Source organism: Mycolicibacterium aromaticivorans JS19b1 = JCM 16368, from assembly GCF_000559085.1.
GTDB lineage: Bacteria > Actinomycetota > Actinomycetes > Mycobacteriales > Mycobacteriaceae > Mycobacterium > Mycobacterium aromaticivorans.
Genome location: NZ_JALN02000002.1, coordinates 208,720 through 226,221 on the forward strand (window position 1 = coordinate 208,720; position 17,502 = coordinate 226,221).

General features: G+C 64.5%; 17 protein-coding genes and 3 pseudogenes. 5 read left to right on the forward strand and 15 right to left on the reverse strand.

Features of this window, described 5'->3' with window-relative positions:
- Window positions 1-9: 9 nt before the first annotated feature.
- From Y900_RS27285 to Y900_RS33220, 3 genes are all read right to left on the reverse strand, one after another.
- Window positions 10-879, reverse strand: a complete 870-nt coding sequence (locus Y900_RS27285; RefSeq protein WP_036348410.1) for a PPK2 family polyphosphate kinase — start codon at window positions 877-879, stop codon at window positions 10-12.
- A 277-nt stretch (window positions 880-1,156) separates the two neighbouring features.
- Window positions 1,157-1,534 (reverse strand): rhodanese-like domain-containing protein, encoded by a 378-nt coding sequence (locus Y900_RS27290; protein WP_237752745.1) that lies wholly within the window; start codon window positions 1,532-1,534, stop codon window positions 1,157-1,159.
- A complete protein-coding gene (locus Y900_RS33220) occupies window positions 1,458-1,997 on the reverse strand; it encodes an inorganic phosphate transporter (protein WP_237752780.1) in 540 nt (179 codons plus the stop codon). Before Y900_RS33220 ends, Y900_RS27290 begins: the two co-directional genes overlap by 77 nt.
- On the opposite strand from Y900_RS33220, the gene Y900_RS33225 reads away from it, so the two are divergent.
- Entirely contained in the window at window positions 1,882-2,211 is a 330-nt protein-coding gene (locus Y900_RS33225) for a hypothetical protein (RefSeq protein WP_036348413.1), read from the forward strand. The genes Y900_RS33220 and Y900_RS33225 overlap by 116 nt on opposite strands.
- Here Y900_RS33225 and Y900_RS31250 read toward each other — a convergent pair.
- The 7 genes and pseudogenes from Y900_RS31250 to ripA all read right to left on the reverse strand — a co-directional run bounded on the left by Y900_RS31250 (window position 2,106) and on the right by ripA (window position 10,393).
- Window positions 2,106-2,387, reverse strand: coding sequence for a three-helix bundle dimerization domain-containing protein (locus tag Y900_RS31250; RefSeq protein WP_081845381.1), 282 nt, complete (start codon window positions 2,385-2,387; stop codon window positions 2,106-2,108). The genes Y900_RS33225 and Y900_RS31250 overlap by 106 nt on opposite strands.
- A 46-nt stretch (window positions 2,388-2,433) precedes the next feature.
- Window positions 2,434-5,736 (reverse strand): beta-phosphoglucomutase family hydrolase, encoded by a 3,303-nt coding sequence (locus Y900_RS27300; protein ID WP_272945582.1) that lies wholly within the window; start codon window positions 5,734-5,736, stop codon window positions 2,434-2,436.
- Between the two features lie 138 nt (window positions 5,737-5,874).
- Window positions 5,875-6,369 (reverse strand): YflT domain-containing protein, encoded by a 495-nt coding sequence (locus Y900_RS27305; protein ID WP_036348416.1) that lies wholly within the window; start codon window positions 6,367-6,369, stop codon window positions 5,875-5,877.
- A 107-nt stretch (window positions 6,370-6,476) separates the two neighbouring features.
- Window positions 6,477-6,566 (reverse strand): annotated as a pseudogene (locus Y900_RS33795) (hypothetical protein); the annotation flags it as partial.
- Window positions 6,567-7,241: 675 nt separating this feature from the next.
- Window positions 7,242-8,003, reverse strand: coding sequence for a response regulator transcription factor (locus Y900_RS27310; RefSeq protein ID WP_036348962.1), 762 nt, complete (start codon window positions 8,001-8,003; stop codon window positions 7,242-7,244).
- Between the two features lie 755 nt (window positions 8,004-8,758).
- Window positions 8,759-8,917, reverse strand: a pseudogene (locus tag Y900_RS33230) (NlpC/P60 family peptidoglycan endopeptidase RipB); the annotation flags it as partial.
- Between the two features lie 93 nt (window positions 8,918-9,010).
- Window positions 9,011-10,393, reverse strand: a complete 1,383-nt coding sequence (ripA, locus tag Y900_RS27315) for an NlpC/P60 family peptidoglycan endopeptidase RipA (RefSeq protein ID WP_081845383.1) — start codon at window positions 10,391-10,393, stop codon at window positions 9,011-9,013.
- A gap of 841 nt (window positions 10,394-11,234) precedes the next feature.
- On the opposite strand from ripA, the gene Y900_RS27320 reads away from it, so the two are divergent.
- The gene (locus Y900_RS27320; protein ID WP_036348421.1) at window positions 11,235-11,564 is read left to right on the forward strand and encodes a cupin domain-containing protein; all 330 of its coding nucleotides are present in this window, start codon (window positions 11,235-11,237) and stop codon (window positions 11,562-11,564) included.
- Window positions 11,565-11,585: 21 nt separating this feature from the next.
- Here Y900_RS27320 and Y900_RS27325 read toward each other — a convergent pair whose 3' ends face one another.
- The 3 genes from Y900_RS27325 to Y900_RS32235 form a co-directional block, all read right to left on the reverse strand.
- The gene (locus Y900_RS27325) at window positions 11,586-11,855 is read right to left on the reverse strand and encodes an SHOCT domain-containing protein (protein WP_036348424.1); all 270 of its coding nucleotides are present in this window, start codon (window positions 11,853-11,855) and stop codon (window positions 11,586-11,588) included.
- Between the two features lie 149 nt (window positions 11,856-12,004).
- A complete protein-coding gene (locus Y900_RS27330; protein WP_081845384.1) occupies window positions 12,005-13,552 on the reverse strand; it encodes a multicopper oxidase family protein in 1,548 nt (515 codons plus the stop codon).
- Window positions 13,545-13,745 carry a hypothetical protein gene (locus Y900_RS32235; protein ID WP_131536329.1) on the reverse strand — a complete coding sequence of 67 codons (201 nt, stop codon included), beginning with the start codon at window positions 13,743-13,745 and terminating at the stop codon, window positions 13,545-13,547. Before Y900_RS32235 ends, Y900_RS27330 begins: the two co-directional genes overlap by 8 nt.
- 128 nt (window positions 13,746-13,873) lie before the next feature.
- Between Y900_RS32235 and Y900_RS27335 the strand changes: the two genes are divergently transcribed.
- Entirely contained in the window at window positions 13,874-14,632 is a 759-nt protein-coding gene (locus tag Y900_RS27335; RefSeq protein ID WP_036348427.1) for a response regulator, read from the forward strand.
- Window positions 14,629-15,819: a sensor histidine kinase gene (locus Y900_RS27340; RefSeq protein WP_051660503.1), complete on the forward strand. Its 1,191-nt coding sequence runs from the start codon at window positions 14,629-14,631 to the stop codon at window positions 15,817-15,819. The genes Y900_RS27335 and Y900_RS27340 overlap by 4 nt, the downstream gene beginning before the upstream one ends.
- A 55-nt stretch (window positions 15,820-15,874) precedes the next feature.
- Here the strand turns inward: Y900_RS27340 and Y900_RS27345 are convergent, their stop codons facing one another.
- A complete protein-coding gene (locus tag Y900_RS27345) occupies window positions 15,875-16,675 on the reverse strand; it encodes a DUF305 domain-containing protein (RefSeq protein ID WP_081845385.1) in 801 nt (266 codons plus the stop codon).
- A 222-nt stretch (window positions 16,676-16,897) separates the two neighbouring features.
- Between Y900_RS27345 and Y900_RS27350 the strand changes: the two genes are divergently transcribed.
- On the forward strand, window positions 16,898-17,311 hold the full coding sequence (locus Y900_RS27350; protein ID WP_036348430.1) for a DUF302 domain-containing protein: 414 nt from the start codon (window positions 16,898-16,900) through the stop codon (window positions 17,309-17,311).
- 59 nt (window positions 17,312-17,370) lie between these two features.
- Here Y900_RS27350 and Y900_RS33805 read toward each other — a convergent pair.
- A pseudogene (locus tag Y900_RS33805) lies at window positions 17,371-17,500 on the reverse strand (pyridine nucleotide-disulfide oxidoreductase); the annotation flags it as partial.
- Between the last annotated feature and the right edge of the window lie 2 nt (window positions 17,501-17,502).

A 17,502-nucleotide genomic window follows, 5' to 3' on the forward strand; every position in this document is an offset into this window, starting at 1 on the left:
AGGCTGATCTCAACTGCGCTGCAATCGGGTGATCTCCTTCTGGAGGTCATATTGCGCCGGCGGCCAGGTCAGATCCATCGTTTCGAGCGCCGCGATCAGCAACTCGGCGACGGCGATGCGGCTATACCATTTGTGATCGCAGGGGATGACGTACCAAGGGGCGACCTCAGTTGATGTTCTGTCCAGCAGCGCCTGGTAAGCATCCCGGTAATGTGGCCACTGCAACCGGTCGTCGACGTCGCGGGGGCTGTACTTCCAGTTTTTGTGCGGGTCTCGTAGTCGCTGCAGAAGCCTTTGCTTTTGCTCCTGCAGGGAAATGAACATCGCGACTTTCACGATGACCATGCCCTGACCGGCCAGTTGGCGTTCGAATTCGTTGATCTCGTGGTAGCGGCCCTGCCAGACCGCCTCGGGGACAAGTTTGCGGACTCGAGCAACAAGGACGTCCTCGTAGTGCGAGCGGTCGAATACCCCGATGTGGCCGAGCCGCGGCAATGCCTTGTGGACACGCCAGAGGAAGTGGTGCAGGCGTTCCTCGCTGGAGGGCACGCCGAAGGGGGCATGGTCGATGCCTTCGGGGTTGACCATGCCGAGTACATGTCGAATGATGCCCCCCTTTCCAGCAGCGTCCATGCCCTGCAAGACCAGGAGAACCGAACGACCATTCCCCGACACCGCGTTGGCGTACAGCTTCTCCTGCAAGGTGTGCAGGTGCTTGCCCCTCGCTTGCAGGAGACGCAGGGCGTCGGATTTGCTTCCGACGAATCCGGGAGTGCCGGCAGTGTCAAGATCGGCCAGCGAACAGGCGCCGGGTATCGCCCGCAAGGCATGCACAGGTGAGGAATTCCAGCCGGAAGCAAGCTGATCGGTATGCGCCACCTCGCAAGCCGCCCTTCGTCACCAATACCGTGTTTGCATCAGCCACCCAGAAAATCGCGCTTAGTGCGCGCCTTCGGAGTAACACCAGGTACTGCACAACATTTCATTCCAACATACCCCGCAGGGGTACGGTCGGAGGAAGGAAGTGTCGATCGGATTTCACTGACCGAAAACGGATGCGGCGAGCTCTTTCGGTGAACCGGATTGACGCGTACCGATCCTTAACCAGCATGGTGGACAACGTCTTCCGCGGTTGGGCAGTGACACCTAACCGCAGTCATCCAACTGCCTCGATCGGCATCGCCAGCGTCACCCAGTCGTGCAGCCCCCCACGGTAGTAGACGAGGTAGCAGGCAGGATAACCGATTTCCAACAGTGCGCGGATGGCGGCGGGTGACTGTGGGCACTGCGGGCCGTTACAGAACAAGACACTCACCCGCGACTCATCGAGTTCTGTGCGGCGATCTGTTATCTCGTCGTGCGCAATGTTCACAGCGCCGGGGATGGTGACACTGTTCCTTGAATCGGGCACTCGGGTGTCGATGAGGGCGGCGCCGGCGCGGACGTGTTCGATCAGCTCAAGCTCGCCGACGGCGACGACACCAGCCGCGCATTGCAGTGGCTGCAGTTCCCCCCACGTAGTATCCACTGTCACCAAATCCGGCTCGTGGTCGACAGGCTTGGGAACGCTGACGGGATCTTGGGAGCGAGCTCTGGACCTGCGCTCCAACAATGCTGGTGTTTCTCCCATAATCACAGCCTAACGTGGTCATGAACCGCCCCGGTGAGTCCGAAGACTGGCGTGAGTGCTCAGCCGGCGAGCCGGACTCGGTGTTGAGCGTCGTAAGCGGTCTCCATCTCGACGGGCCGGATGTGACCGCACTATTGGTAGCGGCGGCGGTGGTCCAAACCAGTCGACCCGCTCGGCAGCCTGGCAGGTTCCATCCGACGGCGGCGCTGAGCGCGGCACCGACGGCCGGCAGGGTTTCGTGCGGGGCGACGATGACGACACCGCCCACGGTGTCGGCGACGGCGGTTCCCATCAGCAGTGGGCCGGCGAAGTTGCCTGCCGCCGCGACCGCAAGCGCCTGCACGGGTGTCGCGGCGCGGGTTGCCACCAGTGCGGCCACGGAGTTCGCCGAGTCGTGGAAACCATTGGTGATGTCGAACACCACGGCCATGCCGATCGTGGCGAGCAGGATCGCCGTGCCCATCGCGGCCCGTCCTTACGGCCGGCTCGACACAGGACCGGGCGAACGACTGTCCAGTTCTGATCGGGCGAGGTTGAGCGTCAGCGGGATGAGGTGCGCACGGACACGTGCCGCTGCGTAAAGCCGGCGATGGGTTTCATACACCACGTCGCGCACATGGGCTCTGGTGTGTCCGGGGAACTTGGCACTCAGTACGTCCACAATCAAATCCAGCTCACTCACCGGGACTTCCCACGACGAGACGGTACTGGCCACCGAGTCGATGCTGTCTGAATCTGTACGCGTTGGCTCGTTCATAGACGGCACCGATGGGGTCGGCTCAGGGCGGGCTGATGCTCGCGGTTCACGGAGTCGCACGTCGGACCCCCGCGGCGTTAGAGACTTCCGACCCAGGGCGATGCCGGTGGGACCCGGTGGACGGGTGAACGCCCGGCGACGTCACCGCAAGCGCCACCACATGGACATCGCCCGGCGAAAGGGTGACCACCTGGCCTTCAACACAGACCGTGGTGGGTTCGCCGACGTGGTCGTGCAGGCGCAAAGTGACCTGTTCGCGGGTGACTTCGACGCTGATCGGCTGTCCGTGGTAGACGATGGTGAATCCTGCCCGGGGCAGTTCAATCGGCAAGACGGGGTGCAGCCAAAGCATCCCGTTGCGGGTTTCCAGTCCCGCGTAGCAGCGCAACACCATATCGACGGTGCCGGCCATGGCACCGACGTGGACACCTTCGCGGGTCGTACCTCCCTGGATGTCGGCGAGGTCGCTGTCCAACGCGCGGGTGAACAGAGACCACGACTGGGGGCGGTTGCTGCGCGCCATCACCCAGCTGTGCACGAGTCGGCTCAAGGTGGAGCCGTGGGTCGTTCGGGCGAGGTAGAACTCGACAGTGCGCAACACGGCCTCCGCCGGGAAGGGGTAGCCGAGTTCGCCGAGCACGGCGCGCAGCTCCTCGGCGGACAACAAGTAGAGCAACATCAGTACGTCAGCCTGCTTGCACAGCCGGTAGCGGTTAGGGCTGTCGCCTTCGGCTGCCAGGATCAGATCCAGGCGTCCGAGGTCGCCGTATCGCGATCGGTATGCCTGCCAATCGAATTCGGCGAGCTGTTCATAGCCCTCGAACTGGCTGATCACACCGTCGGCGTGAAACGGAACCCTGAGCCGGTGCCGTATCCGCTCCCAATGGTCGCGTTCCCCGGACCGCAGCGCCAGGCGGTCCCAGATCGGGCCGCAGTCCTTTCCGGCGATCTGATCCAGCGCCTCCAGCGTCCGGGTGATTAGCCACGCCACCATCACATTCGTGTAGGCGTTGTTACGCAGCCCTTGACCGGGCGCGTCGGGGTGACCGTCGTGGAACTCATCAGGTCCCATCACCCCAGTGATGTCGAAACGGTCATCGGCAGCGTCGCAGGTGGCCATGCTGGCGAAGAGCCGGGTCACCTCCACCATCAACTCGGCCCCGGCGTCAATGAGGAAAGCCAGGTCGGTGGTGGCCTGGAAGTACTGCCAGACGCTGTAGGCGACGGCGAGTCCCACGTGGCGCTGCCGATGGGAGTTATCGGGCATCCAGGTGCCGGTGCGCGGGTTGTAGAGCTCATTCGGCGTTTCTTCGCGGCCGTCGCTGCCGCTCTGCCAGGGAAACATCGCCCCGTCCAGTCCGGCGGCCCGCGCGGCGGCGCGCGCTTCGTCCAGGCGGCGGTGACGGTAGTACAGCAGCGACCGGGTCATTTCTGGGCGGCGCATCGTCAGCATGGGATAGACGAACATTTCGTCCCAGAACACGTGCCCGCGGTATCCCTCACCGTGCAGGCCGCGCGCCGGAACGCCGGTGTCCAGGTCCAGGCCTGCCGCGGCAATCGCTTGCAGCACGTGGAATGTGTTGAGGTTCAGCGCCAGTGACTGGCGCTGCCCGGCCCGCAGTTCGATGCCGAACCTGTCCCACGTCTGTGACCAGGACGCCTCATGGGTGCTCAGCAGTTCCTGGGCCGACGGGGCCCGCCGGACGCGCGCGGCGGCCGACAACGCCGCGGTCGACACGGCGCGATCCCGCGACGTGGCGACCGCGACGACCTTCTCCACTGTCACCGGCTGCCCGGCCCGTACCGCCAGCACAAGCTCGTGACCGATGTACCCCGGTTGGTCGATCACCTGCCGCTTGGCGTCGGTGTCGCTGTTCTGGGCGGCGTCCATCACCCGGGTGCGCGCCGCCATCGCGATGTGCACCCCTGACTGGCTGGTGACCGCGTCTAAGAGCACTGACTCGGGATCGATCTCCCGCGCGGCGACTGGCAGCAGGTGCTCATGGGCGAGCAGGCGGTACTCGGCGACGTTGCGGTTTGCGATGCGCCCGTCGATGCCCGAACGAACGATGATCCGGCCGGACCAGTCCTCGGCCTCGACGGTGGTCTCGAGCACCCCAAGGTTCGTCTGCATCAGGTGCACAAAGGAGCGATGGGTCACTCGGGTGGTGCGCCCCGCGGTGTCACGGTAGCGAAACACGCGGGTGAGCAGGCCACGGCGCAGGTCGAGTTGCTGCCAGGAACTCAGCATCTGAGCTGAGCCGTGCCGGTACGGCGCTTCACCCGGCGGGCTGACCGTCAGTGCGGTCCAGTCCGGGCAGTTGACGAGGTGCTCGTATTCGACAACCCGTCCTCCCAGGTTGCTGCGCAGCCGGTTGAAGACTCCGGCCAGGTAGGTGCCCGGGTAGTGGACGTTGTCGGCGGTGCTGCCCGGTGCCGACCCGCGGGTGCCCCGGTAGCCGTTGCCCAGGGTGCACAGCGCCTCGCGGGTGCCTTCCAGCGCCGGGTCGAAGCCGTGATAGGTCAGCAGCCAGGGGCCTTCGGCGCACGACGCGCCGCCACACCAGTGTTCGCCAAGGTCGGCGATCGGAACGTCCACGTCGAGCGCGGCCAGGTCCTCCACCACGATGTGCGCCCCGGCGGCGAGCAGGGCGGCGCGGTTGCCGACCCGGTCGACGCCCACGACCAGTCCGAAGCCGCCGGCGGTGCCGGCCCGCACCCCTGCCTCGGCGTCCTCGACGACCACCGCTCGGGTCGGGTCGACCCGTAGCCGGCGCGCCGCCTCCAGGAACGTGGCGGGGTCGGGCTTCCCGGGCAGCGAGAGCCGCAGTGCGTCGCTGCCGTCGACCCGCGCGTCGAACAGGTCGATCACACCCGCGGCCTGCAGCACCGCCACGCTGTTGCGGCTGGAGGTGACCAGCGCGGTCGATATGGCTTCGGCCCGCAGCCGTCGCAACAACGCGACGGTGCTGGGAAAGGCGGCGACGCCGTCGCGGGCCAGGTGCTCGTTGAACAGCTGCTGTTTGCGCGCGGCGAGACCCTGCACCGTAAGACGTTGCGGGGGGTCGTCGGGCGAACCCTCTGCAAGGGTGATTCCGCGCGACGCCAGGAAGGTTCGCACGCCGTCTTCACGGGGCCGTCCATCGACGTAGCGCAGGTAGTCGGCCTCGACGTCGAAACTGGGCACCGGTGTCGCCGCCAGCTCGTCAAGCACCTCGTCGAAGAGCGTTTTCCAGGCTGCGGCGTGCACCGTCGCGGTGTCGGTGACCACGCCGTCCATGTCGAAGACAACCGCGTCATAACACCGCAGCCGTAGGTCCGGCGTGGGTGGTTCCTCCCGGTCAGTCACTGGGGCTCCCCCCGGTCGCCGCCAGCGCAGTCGTCCGGTAGACATCTCGGCGATGCGGGCGGCGTACGGAGAGATTTCGTCGCCCAGATGCGAGGTGATGATTCCCCCGGCCCCGATGACATATTCGCTGACCGTCAGCTAGGGCCTAGTGGTAAGGAGATTCGCCGCGTTCGCGGCCAACGCCGGAGTGCACGCGATGTCGTAGCGCTCAGCTGCCAGGGTGGAGACCGACGTGAAGTCGTGGCGGCCGTGGGTGGCCCAATGCCCGACGAACCCAAAGACCGCGCCCCACACCGCACCGATCAGCAGACCGGCGGCCAGGACCGACAACCACGCAGCTCCGGCGGCGAACATCCCCAACAGCAGCCCGATGAACAAGCCCCACCACGCGCCGCTGGCCGCACCAGTCAGCGCCGCGCGTCCGTTGGTCATACGGCCCGTGATGGCCTCCACGGTGCTCACTCCGTGGCCCACGATGCGCAGATTCTCCACGGGGAATTCCGCATCGGAGAGATAGTCGACGGTGCGTTGCGCCTCGGTGTAGTCGCGGTAGCTGGCTATCACCCGGTAGTCGGCGCTGGCGCTGGCCTGAGTGGTCGGATCGTCGAACGATTGATCGCGGGGGCTATCCATTGGTGACTCCTTTGGTGGTTGGGTTGGGTTGGGATCGGGTGTCGGCAGCCGTGCTGCGACCCGTTGCCGACGGTCGGGCCTGGCCTGATAGGGCCAGGTCCAGCCGCCGCCTTCTTGTTGACCAGGTGGTCGATGAAGCCGGGGTCCTGATGGGAGAACCCGTTATGGTCCTGGCGCCACACGTGTGAGGTCAACAGATTGGCGGCGAAGGAATACCGGATCTGAAGTGTCGGTGTGTGCGCAAACGTTCGTGCCCCCGCGCGGTCGACGCGTCCCGGTGCATGCCTAGTGCCCGGCGTTCCTCGCCCGACCCTTTCCGCGGCGCACGCTGACCCGTGGGTTGCCACACTCTCACCTAATCCCCCCTTGCATCGCCTTGCCGATCACCTGCGGTTCTGACAACACTGCCAGCGGGTCGCCAGGTATCCAAGGGACTTTCTACCTAAGTGCTAAGTACTAAGTACTAAGTGACTTAGTAGATTCGTCGAGTTGTTGCGGAGCCGACCTGCAGACCGCTGAAGTGGACGGTGATGGCAAGTCACGACCAAGTATCGGGGCGGCCATGATTAGCGCAGGACTGTGGCGTCTTTCGGCCGTCGTCGAGGGCAGTGAAACTGCGCTGCTCACAAGCCACTTCGCATGGACAACGAGATGGCACAGCGGCACAACCGGCATGCCGATGGTGTCCAGGGCCTTCCCCCGCTCGCCGACCACGTCAACGCCGCGCTTCGAATCGTCCGCCACCTCCTCATTTGACCGCTATTACGTCAAACCGTTTCCCGAACCGCGCCGCGTGCGCGGACGTTGGAGCCAAAATGTGGCGATGGTGCGCTGCCCTACCGACGCTCGCTGAACGAGGTACGAGGGTCCAGTCAAGATGAGAACCCTAACCGGTATCCGATGCCGCGGGCGGTCGTCACATAGCGGGGCCGCCGGGGGTCCTCGCCGAGTTTGCGGCGCAGGTGACGGATATGGACGCCAACGACGTCGTTGCAGCCGCTCCAGGATTCTCCCCACACGCCTTCCAGAAGTTGGCGGTGTGTGAACACGACACCCGGCCGTGAAGACAACATCGCCAACATCTCAAATTCAATGCGCGTCAAGTTGATTGGCTCACTATCGAGAACGGCTTGGCGTGCTGCGATGTCGATGTTCAGCGCTCCGAATATCCGGGGCGGCTCAGTACGGCCCCGGCAGTCCCGGTGCTGACAACTCTTCTCCCCTCGTTGGCGTGGAGATCGCCGCAGAATCGTACGGATACGGGCAACCAACTCCCGCGGGCTAAACGGCTCGGTGATGTAGTCGTCGGCATCGACCGATAAGCCGATGGCATCACCGACTGCGATACCGCCGGCAGCCACTATCACCACGTGGGCATTCGAGAAGCTACGAAGCTTGCGGCATATCTCAGGTCCATCGGCTCGAGGCCGTACGAAATCAAGCACGACGACATCGGGGTCGTTGTCGCGCGCAGCGTTGAGCGCATCTTTTTCCCCCGAGACCACCTCCACAACGAAGTGCTGCTGCTTCAGGTAGCCGGCGACCATTCCGGCGAGGAAGCCATCGTGGTCGATGATCAAGGCACGGATTCTGCCGGCCCCGGGAGTGCCGGTGGTGCCGATTTCCGTGGTCATCGCCACGACTCCTCAGATGCGGGTCCGTCGATGCGCGGGTCGACGACAGGAACGCGCTGGGGACCTTGCAGGCGGGTAATGATTTCCCCTCGCATCCGCTCCGGATGGCCTTGTCGGTGATCGGCGCCACGGCCGCGGATGTCAAGATTTCGCTGACTCAGCCGCGCGCTGGCGCAATGCACACCCCCCATGACGACCTCCATCTACTATCTCCGTACGGAGATAGTATGACAGTGCATTCCCGGGCAACGGAGCCGCGACATGCGCCGAATGCGCGGCGGCATGTGCACCGATGGTGAAGTGAACTATCTACTAAGCTACTTAGTAGCATTCCGGACAGAATGTGCTGCGTGGCGGGCGGACCACCGATTGATCAGAGAACTGAGCGCATTCCGGTCGTGGCATAGCGGTCTTGCGGTGCAGGCGGTATCGAACCGCACAATTCAGGGGGATGTAAAGCCGCCTGCCGCCGTAGCTGCAAGAAATGTTTTGGAGGCCGGATGAAATTGCAGGCGGTAACTGCGGTCCTCGTTTCCTGGTGGTGGCAGCGGATCCACATGGTGGTGACGGCCGGGCTATGTCTGGTTGGAGTGGTCGCCGCGCGCTGCGGTCATGACACCGTCGGCGGTGGCTGAACCCGACCCGGGCAATCCCCCGGCGATCGTCGACGCGCCATCGGGCGACCTGCCCACCGCAGACGTTCCCGTCTCACCGCATTTCCCGCCGCCACCGTCAGACCCCTCAGCCAGGAACTAGCGGCCCAGTTCCATGGTGGTCTGGGTGGCAAGCCGGGTGGGTTGCAGCGACGCATTCGTGATGGCGACAGGGTCGCCGGGCGCTCGGGCGCTGAGTACTTTCGGCAAAGTGAGGTCCCATGGTCACTCGGCGGGTTCGGCCGCGGCAGGCACCGCCATGGCGATCAGGAGCGCAAGCACTTCAAACAGTCCCCCGCTCAACCCGCCGACATGTGGGCGGCCGCGGCGAACTATCTGCATCACATCTCCGGTTCAGTACTCGATGAATCTGGCGACGTAGGGCGTCATCCCGCTGGTGCGGACCGGGGAGATATGCACATCCGAGCCGGTGTAGGGCGCTTCGAGCATCTGCCCACCGCCGAGGTAAAGCGCTTCGTGCTGGCTGCCGTTGGGTCCGTAGAAGATCACGTCGCCACGACGCATCTGTGAGGACGGGACCTGACGGCCGGCGGTGTACTGCGACCCCGAGTAGTGCGGCAGCTTGATGCCAGCCCCGGCGAAGGCGTATAGCACCAGACCTGAGCAGTCAAAGCCCACCGTATTGGCGCCGTCATCGATACCGCGGCTGGGGCCGTTGGCATTGCCGCCGCCCCACGAGTACGGCACGCCGATCTGGGACTGAGCGCGTTTGATCACGTACTCGATGGCCTGGTTGCCGTACACCATCGGGATGGTGCCGTTATTGATGCCGGTGTCGGTGGGCTTGAGGATGCCCATCCGGGTCAGGAACTGCTTGCCGAGCTGCTGGGTGACCTGCATCGAGTTCATCGCGATCTGCAGCACGGCGTTGATGATCTGGACCGGGTCGCCGGATAGGAACGCGCTCGGGATCGTCGGCAAGGTCAGATCCCACTCCGAGGGGTCGCCGTAGGGCACCTTGCCGTTGGCGGCGGCCCGACCCGATGCGGCCGCGGCCGGATCCCAACGGTCACCGCTCGACGGGTCGGCGGGCGCCGCAGCCGGTCGGGTCGGGCCGGGGGCGCCGGCCGCAGCCGGTACCGGGGCAGACCAGACCCGCGCGGCGTCGAGTTTCTGCTGCGCGGCCTTGCGCTCGGCGGCGAGCCGATCGATCTCCGCCTGCTGCTCGCGGAAGTTCTTCTGCGCTTCAGTGAGCGCAGCAACTGCGGCGTCCTGACTGGCCTGAGCCTGCTGGACCGCCTGGTCGGCCTTCTGCTTGGCGACTCGGGCCCCCGCATCCTTGTTGACCACCTCGGTGCGGGCCTGCTGCAGGCCTACCATCACCTGCTGGGAGCTCAAAGCCAGCATCTGGCCGGCCGCAGCGGTCGACATGACGTCCTCGGGTGTGCGGGCGACCAGCAGCGAGGCGGAGGGCCCGTTCATGTACGTGGCGACCGCGAAGGTGTCGAAGCGGTTCTGCGCCGCGGCGATCGCGGCGTTGGCGTCCTTGACTGCCTGCTCGCTGGCGTCGACCTGCTGCTGCCCGGCCGCGGCGGCGTCCCGTGCGTCCTGCACCTCGACGATCGCCTTGTTGACGCTCTCCTGTTGCGCCTGAACGCGAGCGCCGACCTCCTGAAGCTGCTGGTTCGCTTCAGCGACCTCGGCGATCAGCGCGGCCAAGCCGTTCGGCGCAGGTTCCGGCTCGGCCTGCGCCAGTCCCGGAACACTGAGTGCCATCGCGACACTGAGCGTCACTATGAGGGCAGATCTACACCAGGTGGCGCGAGGAGTAGTCGTTCCCACTCGGCTGTCTCCCTACAACTCGGTACGCACCCGTACGCGTGTGCTCCAGATGCGATCGGTCGACTCCTCCAGCGTTACGTATCTACGTAGTACGCAGTAGGGCCGTACATTCGAGAGGGACAGTACATCACTTTTGACCCATTGGTAACACCCGTCACAAACTACAAATATGTAATTCCTCCGGCGGCCTAAACCTGCATTCGGTCAACTCGATAACCCTGGCGGATTAGCCTGGCTTTGGCGGCTACAACCCAGCAGCACCTGAAATGCATGGAGAAGGGAAATCCCACCATGACAATTTCAGGGCGAGGCTTGTCGGTCGACGAGTTCCCCCGGTTCAGGGGGCGCCGGGACGGCGTCAAATCGGCGGATCACTCCAGTCTGCTTGACGGTTGCACTGCCCGCCTCCATCCGCCGAACCCGCCAGATAGAAGCGAACTACCGGAGCAGACTAGGCGGTGGAATAGTCAGTGATACTTCGGGATTAGCGAGAATATTGCGCGCTTTCTGCAGATGCCGACGCGTCATAACATAGACCAACCGTGCTCGAGGCCGACACGCCGCAGGTGATCCCGGCCGAAGCGGGCTGCCCGCCCTGCCACAAGTGGACAACACTCGTACTTGACTTTCGAAGATGTCATCTGTGCAACCACCAAACATCGGCGAAGCTTTGACCGAGCGTGGTCGCGAAGAAACGCCGCCAGAACTTCTTCCACACGCGGTTCTTAGGTCAGCAGATTGACGGCGCTGCCGTCATCGGCATGAAATAACAATCATGCAGAAAGTATCGATCGAAGCACTGGCGCGCCAGCAACTGGCACACGCAGCCACCTACGGCCGCAACGCCGCCGACACTGTCGTCGGCGGCCATGAACGCGTGCTGCGCCAGACGGTCATCGGCATGCTGGGCGGTTCGGAACTCGGCGAGCATGAGAATCCGGGTGAGGCCAGCGTCTACGTACTCAAGGGCTCAGTCCGGCTGGTGGCAGGCGATCAGCATTGGGAGGCGCGAACCGGTGATCTGCTCACGATTCCCGATACGCGCCATTCGCTGGTCGCCTTGGTGGATTCGGCAATCCTTCTCACCGTCGCGAAGCTGCCCTGATCGCAGCGCACCCGTACGGGTCTACTGCCGGGCGTGGTTGCGCAGGACTTCGATGCGTCGCTGATACTCGGTTGCGTCGATCTCAGCGCGCGCGAAACGGTCGGCCAGCACCTGCTCCGGTGAGATCGCTTGACGCATCCGCGGCGGGGTGGCCGTGGTGTTGGCCGAGCCGTTGCCGAATCGGATCAAGGCGACGATGCCGACGATGATCAGCGCCCAGAACAGCACCATACCGATGCCCATGCCGGCGTAGCCCCACCAGCCCATGTTGTAGTCATGCCAAAACATCATGATTCCTCCTCCTCTGTTTCGGATTCAAGTGATGTTGCCGACAAGCGCACCGGGCAGGGCTGAACGCACTGTCGTCTAGGGCCTTTCGACACGTTGCCGGATCGGTCTCCTCGTAGGCGGACCATTGACGTGTCGGCTGGTTTTGCATGTCAACTCACGTAGTTGAGGCTGGTCATCATGCCAGCGTCTTGGTGATAGGTGTTGTGGCAGTGCAACATCCATATGCCGGGGTTATCGGCGATGAGTCTGACAGTCACCGATTTCATCGGCAGAACGATGACGGTGTCCTTGCGCGGACCCAGGGTGCCGTCGGGTTTGATCACCTGAAAGGTATGTCCGTGCAGGTGCATCGGGTGCCACATCATCGTGTTGTTGGCGAAGGTCAACGTCGCGTTCTGGCCCTGTCGAATCGTCAAAGGGGTGGCGTCACTGTAGGGGCGGCCGTTGATCATCCAGTCGTACTGCATCATGGTGCCCGACAGTCGCGCCGTGAGCGCGGTGTCGGTTCTGGTCGAGTCGAGTACCACCTGGGGAGCAGCGGTGAACATGTCCACGGTGCCCACTCGGCCCTGCAGTTCGGGTGGCCGGAACGCAGGGTCGGGTGCGCTTCCCGCACCGGTGCTCAGCAGCGCGCGGGCGATCGCGTTCTTGCCCTCGGCGGAGGCCACGAGGGGAAACACGCCGTCGCCTGCAGTGACGACTACGTCGTAGCGCTCACCCATTCCAAGAAGCACCGCGTCGACCTCGGTCGGCACGACCGGGAAGCCGTCGGTGTGGGTGACTGTCATCCGGTGCCCGGCCAGAGCAACGCGGAAGGCGGTGTCCGAGCCGGCATTGATGATGCGGATGCGGATTCGCTGGCCGGGCTTGGCCGAGAATGTGGTCGGTGCGGCCGGGATCCGCCCGTTGATCAAGTAGCACGGGTAGCTGACGTCGCCGGCGTCCCCTTCCAACAGCTGGCTGGTTCCGACACCGCCGACCCCGGGAACCGCCGGTATCCCTCCAGTGCCCGGCGTCCCCATGCCCGGCATGCCGGGCATCGATGAGCTTTGTCCCGGGGTGGCCATGGCGCGTAATCCGTCGAAGAGCTGTTGTGGGCTGCTGCCCACTCCGGCGGTCCAGTCGTCGAGGACGACGATCCACTCGGCGTCATAGCGGCCGGGTTCGCGTGGGTCATCGATGATCACCGGCAGGTAGAGCCCGAAGTCGGCGTCCAGCCCGGTGTGGGGATGCGCCCAGTATGTGCCCGCATACGGGGAGATGAAACGATACGTGAACCCGCCGCCAGGACTGATGTCCGGAGTCGCCGGCGCTGCACCGTCCATGTCGTTGCGCAACGCGATCCCGTGCCAGTGCACCGAGGATGCATGATCGAGTCGGTTGATGAATCTCACCGAGAGCTCATCACCTACCCCGGCACGGATCAGAGGCCCGGGAACCTGGTTGTTGTAGGCCAGCGTCCGGGCCACCGGGCCACCCAGATCGATATCGGCCGGAGCAGCCGTCAGATTCGCCGACACGGTATTTCCGGTGTGCGGTCGAGCGGCCTCGGCCGCGGCGATCGGATGTGAACTGTCGCTATCCACCCCGGTGGTGTTCGGGCGTCCGCACGCGGCCACCGCAACCCCACTGACCAGTGTGGCGGCCAGGAAACCTCTGCGGCTCAACCGGATTCCACTAGAGCGTTGCTCATTCATCGCGGGCCCCCATCGGTGCCGCCGATGCATTCACCATGGCTGGCGGTGTGGATTCTTGGCTGTTCGGATGGCTGGTATCGAACAGCACGAACACACCCACGACGACAGCGCCCCAGAACACGAGCAATCCCACACCTGCCAGCAGGCAGGGTCCCCACAACGAACCGCCATCACAGCATGACCAGAGCGCCACGGTTGTCCTTTCTTTCCTGCTCTCACCATGAGCCTGACAACCGGTGAAATCGATGATGGTTTTGTCAAGATTCGCTAAAGACGCGCCCGGATGAACGCGTCCGGGCCAAGGAACGGCACGATGAGCACATGGAACCCCCCGCGCCTGCTCACGATGTCGCCAGCGGCTATCGGGCGCTCATCGTTGACGACGAAGTGCCGCTGGCCAAAGTTGTGGCCAGCTATCTGGAACGCGAGCAGTTCGACGTGACCATCTGCCACACCGGGACGGAGGCCGTGGCTCTGGCGCGCGAGGTCGACCCAGACGTGGTGGTGTTGGACCTGGCGTTGCCCGGCATCGACGGAATCGAAGTGTGCCGGCAATTGCGCACCTTCTCCGACGCCTACGTGGTGATGCTGACAGCGCGCGACACCGAAGTGGACACCGTTGTCGGGCTGTCCGTCGGTGCCGACGACTACGTCACCAAACCGTTCAGCCCGCGCGAGCTGGTGGCCCGCATCCGTGCGATGCTGCGCCGGCCACGCACCGTCGCTACACAGCCCGGCCCTGCTCACGACGGGCACACGCCCGCACCACCGCCACGGGTGTTCGGACCACTGTCGATCGACGTCGCGGGCCGGGAAGTGTTCCTCGACGGAGCGCGTGTGGCCCTGACACGGACCGAATTCGACATCCTGGCCGCGCTGTCAGCGAGGCCGGGGGTGGCTTTCAGCCGCCGCCAACTGCTGGAGGCCGTGTGGGGCGAGCCATGGGTCGGCAACGACCACCTGGTCGACGTCCACGTCGGTCATCTGCGCCGGAAGCTCCACGACGACCCGAACGCCCCGCGGTTCATGTTCACCGTGCGCGGGGTGGGATACCGGATGGCGGGCGGCGGGCGGCAATGACGACACATGAGATCCCCGACCATCAGCGACAGAACACGCCGCGGCAGCGTTTCGGCATCGGCGCGCGCCTACTCCTCGCGCAAGCCATGGTGCTCATCGCCGGGGGTGTCACGACCGCTGTCGTCGCCGCCATCGTCGGTCCACCGTTGTTTCGAGAACACCTACACCGGGCGGGGGTGCCTCACCACTCCGACGAACAGTTCCACGCCGAGCAGGCCTACAGCTACGCCACCGCAACCTCCATCGCAGTCGCGGTCGGCGTCGCCGCGCTGACCGCACTGGTGGTGACCGCCTACTTCAGCAGACGCCTGCAGCGATCGGTTACCGAGGTATCCGCGGCAGCGACCGCTGTCGCGGACGGCCGCTACGACATCCGCGTCTCGCCACTACAACTCGGCGAGGACTTCGCCAACCTCTCACGAGCCTTCAACCAGATGGCCCAGCGCCTCCAGTCGGTCGAGACCACCCGTCGGCAACTCTTCGGCGACCTCGCCCACGAGATCCGCACCCCCATCTCGGTGCTCGAGGCTTACATGGAGGCCGTCGAGGACGGGGTGAAAACCCTGGATACCGACACCATCACCATGATGCGCAATCAAACCCGACGGCTGGTGAGGTTCTCCGAGGACTTCGCCGCCCTCGCCCAAGCCGAAGAAGGCGCGGCGATCGCCCCGCAGTGGATCGACCCCGCCGCGCTGATCCCCAGCACAACCGCAGCCGCCATCGACCGGTACACCACCAAGGGGGTCGCCCTGACCACCGACGTGGCCGCGCTTCCGCTCGTCTGGGCAGACCCGCACCGACTCGCCCAGGTCCTGGGCAACCTCCTCGACAATGCGCTGCGGCACACCCCATCCCGGGGCAGCGTCCATGTGGCGGCCACTGCCGACCGCGATGAGATCACCATCACCGTCAGCGACAACGGGGACGGAATCGACCCCGCCCATCTGCCCCAGCTGTTCGAGCGCTTCTACCGGGCCGACGCTGCGCGCGACCGCGATCACGGCGGCGCGGGAATCGGGCTAGCGATTGCGAAAGCACTAACCGAGGCCCACGGTGGCCGCATTAGCGCGACCAGCCGTGGACCTGGCACCGGCAGCACCTTCACCGTCGCCGTGCCGATCCGTCCAACACCCGGAGACGGCGTGGCCCCCCAGGAAGTCACGTCAGAACCAGCCAGCCCGTAACCCGCATTCGTCAACGCATCGCGAACCGCGGTGATCGCCAGCGAAGCCCTCCCGGTTAAGACCCCAGCGAGGCCAGGATCTGGTTCATTGTGTCGATTTCCTTCTGCTGACTGGTCGCAATCGACTTCGCCAGCGTGACCGTCGCAGGGAACTGTCCGTTCTTGATCTCGCTCTGTGCCATAGTGATTGCACCTTGGTGATGCTGAATCATCTGCGTCAAGAACAGCTTGCTTGCCGCCACACCCTGCGCATTCTTCAACGCGTCCATATCCGCCGGTGACATCATGCCGTTCATCGCGGGCATTCCATTCGTCCCCGGCATCATCGACCCGCTGGGCATCATCGACCCGCTGGGCATCATCGACTGGCTCGGCATCATGGACTGGCTGGGCATCATGGACTGGCTCGGCATGACGCTGGTGCTGGGCATATCACTGCGACTCGGCGCCTGGCTCTCACTCGGGGCGGGCTCCCCGCTGCCGCCCATACCGGGCATGTCCATCCCCGGCATCCCCATGCCCGGCGTCATCGGCATCGTGGGCATGCCCCACTGACTCAACCAACCCTGCATCTGCTGGATTTCGGGACCCTGCGCCGCTTTGATCTGCTTGGCCAGGTCGGTCACGCGTGAGTCGATGCCCTGTTTGGCCAGCACCATGTCGCTCATCTCAATGGCCTGCTGATGGTGCGGAATCATGCGCTGCGTAAACATGGCATCGGCCTGATTGTGGGCCTCGGCCGCTGCCGAGCTCGAAGGCGCCGAGGCTGACGACGATGACGCCTGCTGTGTGCTGGAATTGCTACATGCCGTCGCCGTTCCCGTGATGGCAACGGCGACCGCAGCCACCCCCACCATCAGAGTCTTTCTTCCGTTCACCACAATTCCTTTCCTTGATTGCGTGGCGACGGGATCCGCGTGGCAGCCCGTTGCGCCGTCACCCAGACTTCCGGAGCCCGGTATGGCTCCACTAATCGTTTCGTGAAGATTCGATAAAGAACGACAGCGCCACTTGGTTGACCACAACAAGCGGCAGAGGCTACCCATACGGGCATCGCACGACTACCGGGAGGATCTGAGATGGACATTGCACTGCCAACCAGCATGCAGACAACATTCGCCGATGCGTTAGCACGTACCCGGGACGCATTGGCGAAGAATGGATTTGGTGTGCTCACCGAGATCGACATGAAAGCGACTCTGAAAGCCAAGCTCGGCGAGGATATGGAGGATTACGTGATCCTGGGCGCCTGCAACCCGCCGCTGGCGCATCGGGCCGTCACCCTCGACCGTCAGATCGGGCTGCTGTTGCCCTGCAACGTTGTCGTACGGGCCGACCCCGACGATGCGGCGACGGTGATCGTCGAAGCGATGAACCCCCAGCTGCTCGTGGAAGTGACCGGAGAACCGGCACTACGCGCCGTCGCCGACGAGGTGACAGCCAAACTGCAGGCCGCTATCGATTCCTTGCATACCAAGGTGCCGAAGACCTAAGACGAAACGCATCCTCACAGGTGTATTTTCACAGGGTTCGGCGTGGGCTCGGCTGAGTGCGGCTGATAATAGCTGCTTGTCCGAAGGGTCAATCACCGCGACATCGGTATAGCCCGTACGCAGCATGCGGGCCGCGACCGTGATACCGGTCGTGCTGCCGCCGACGATCAGGACCTGGTCTTTTGGCAGTC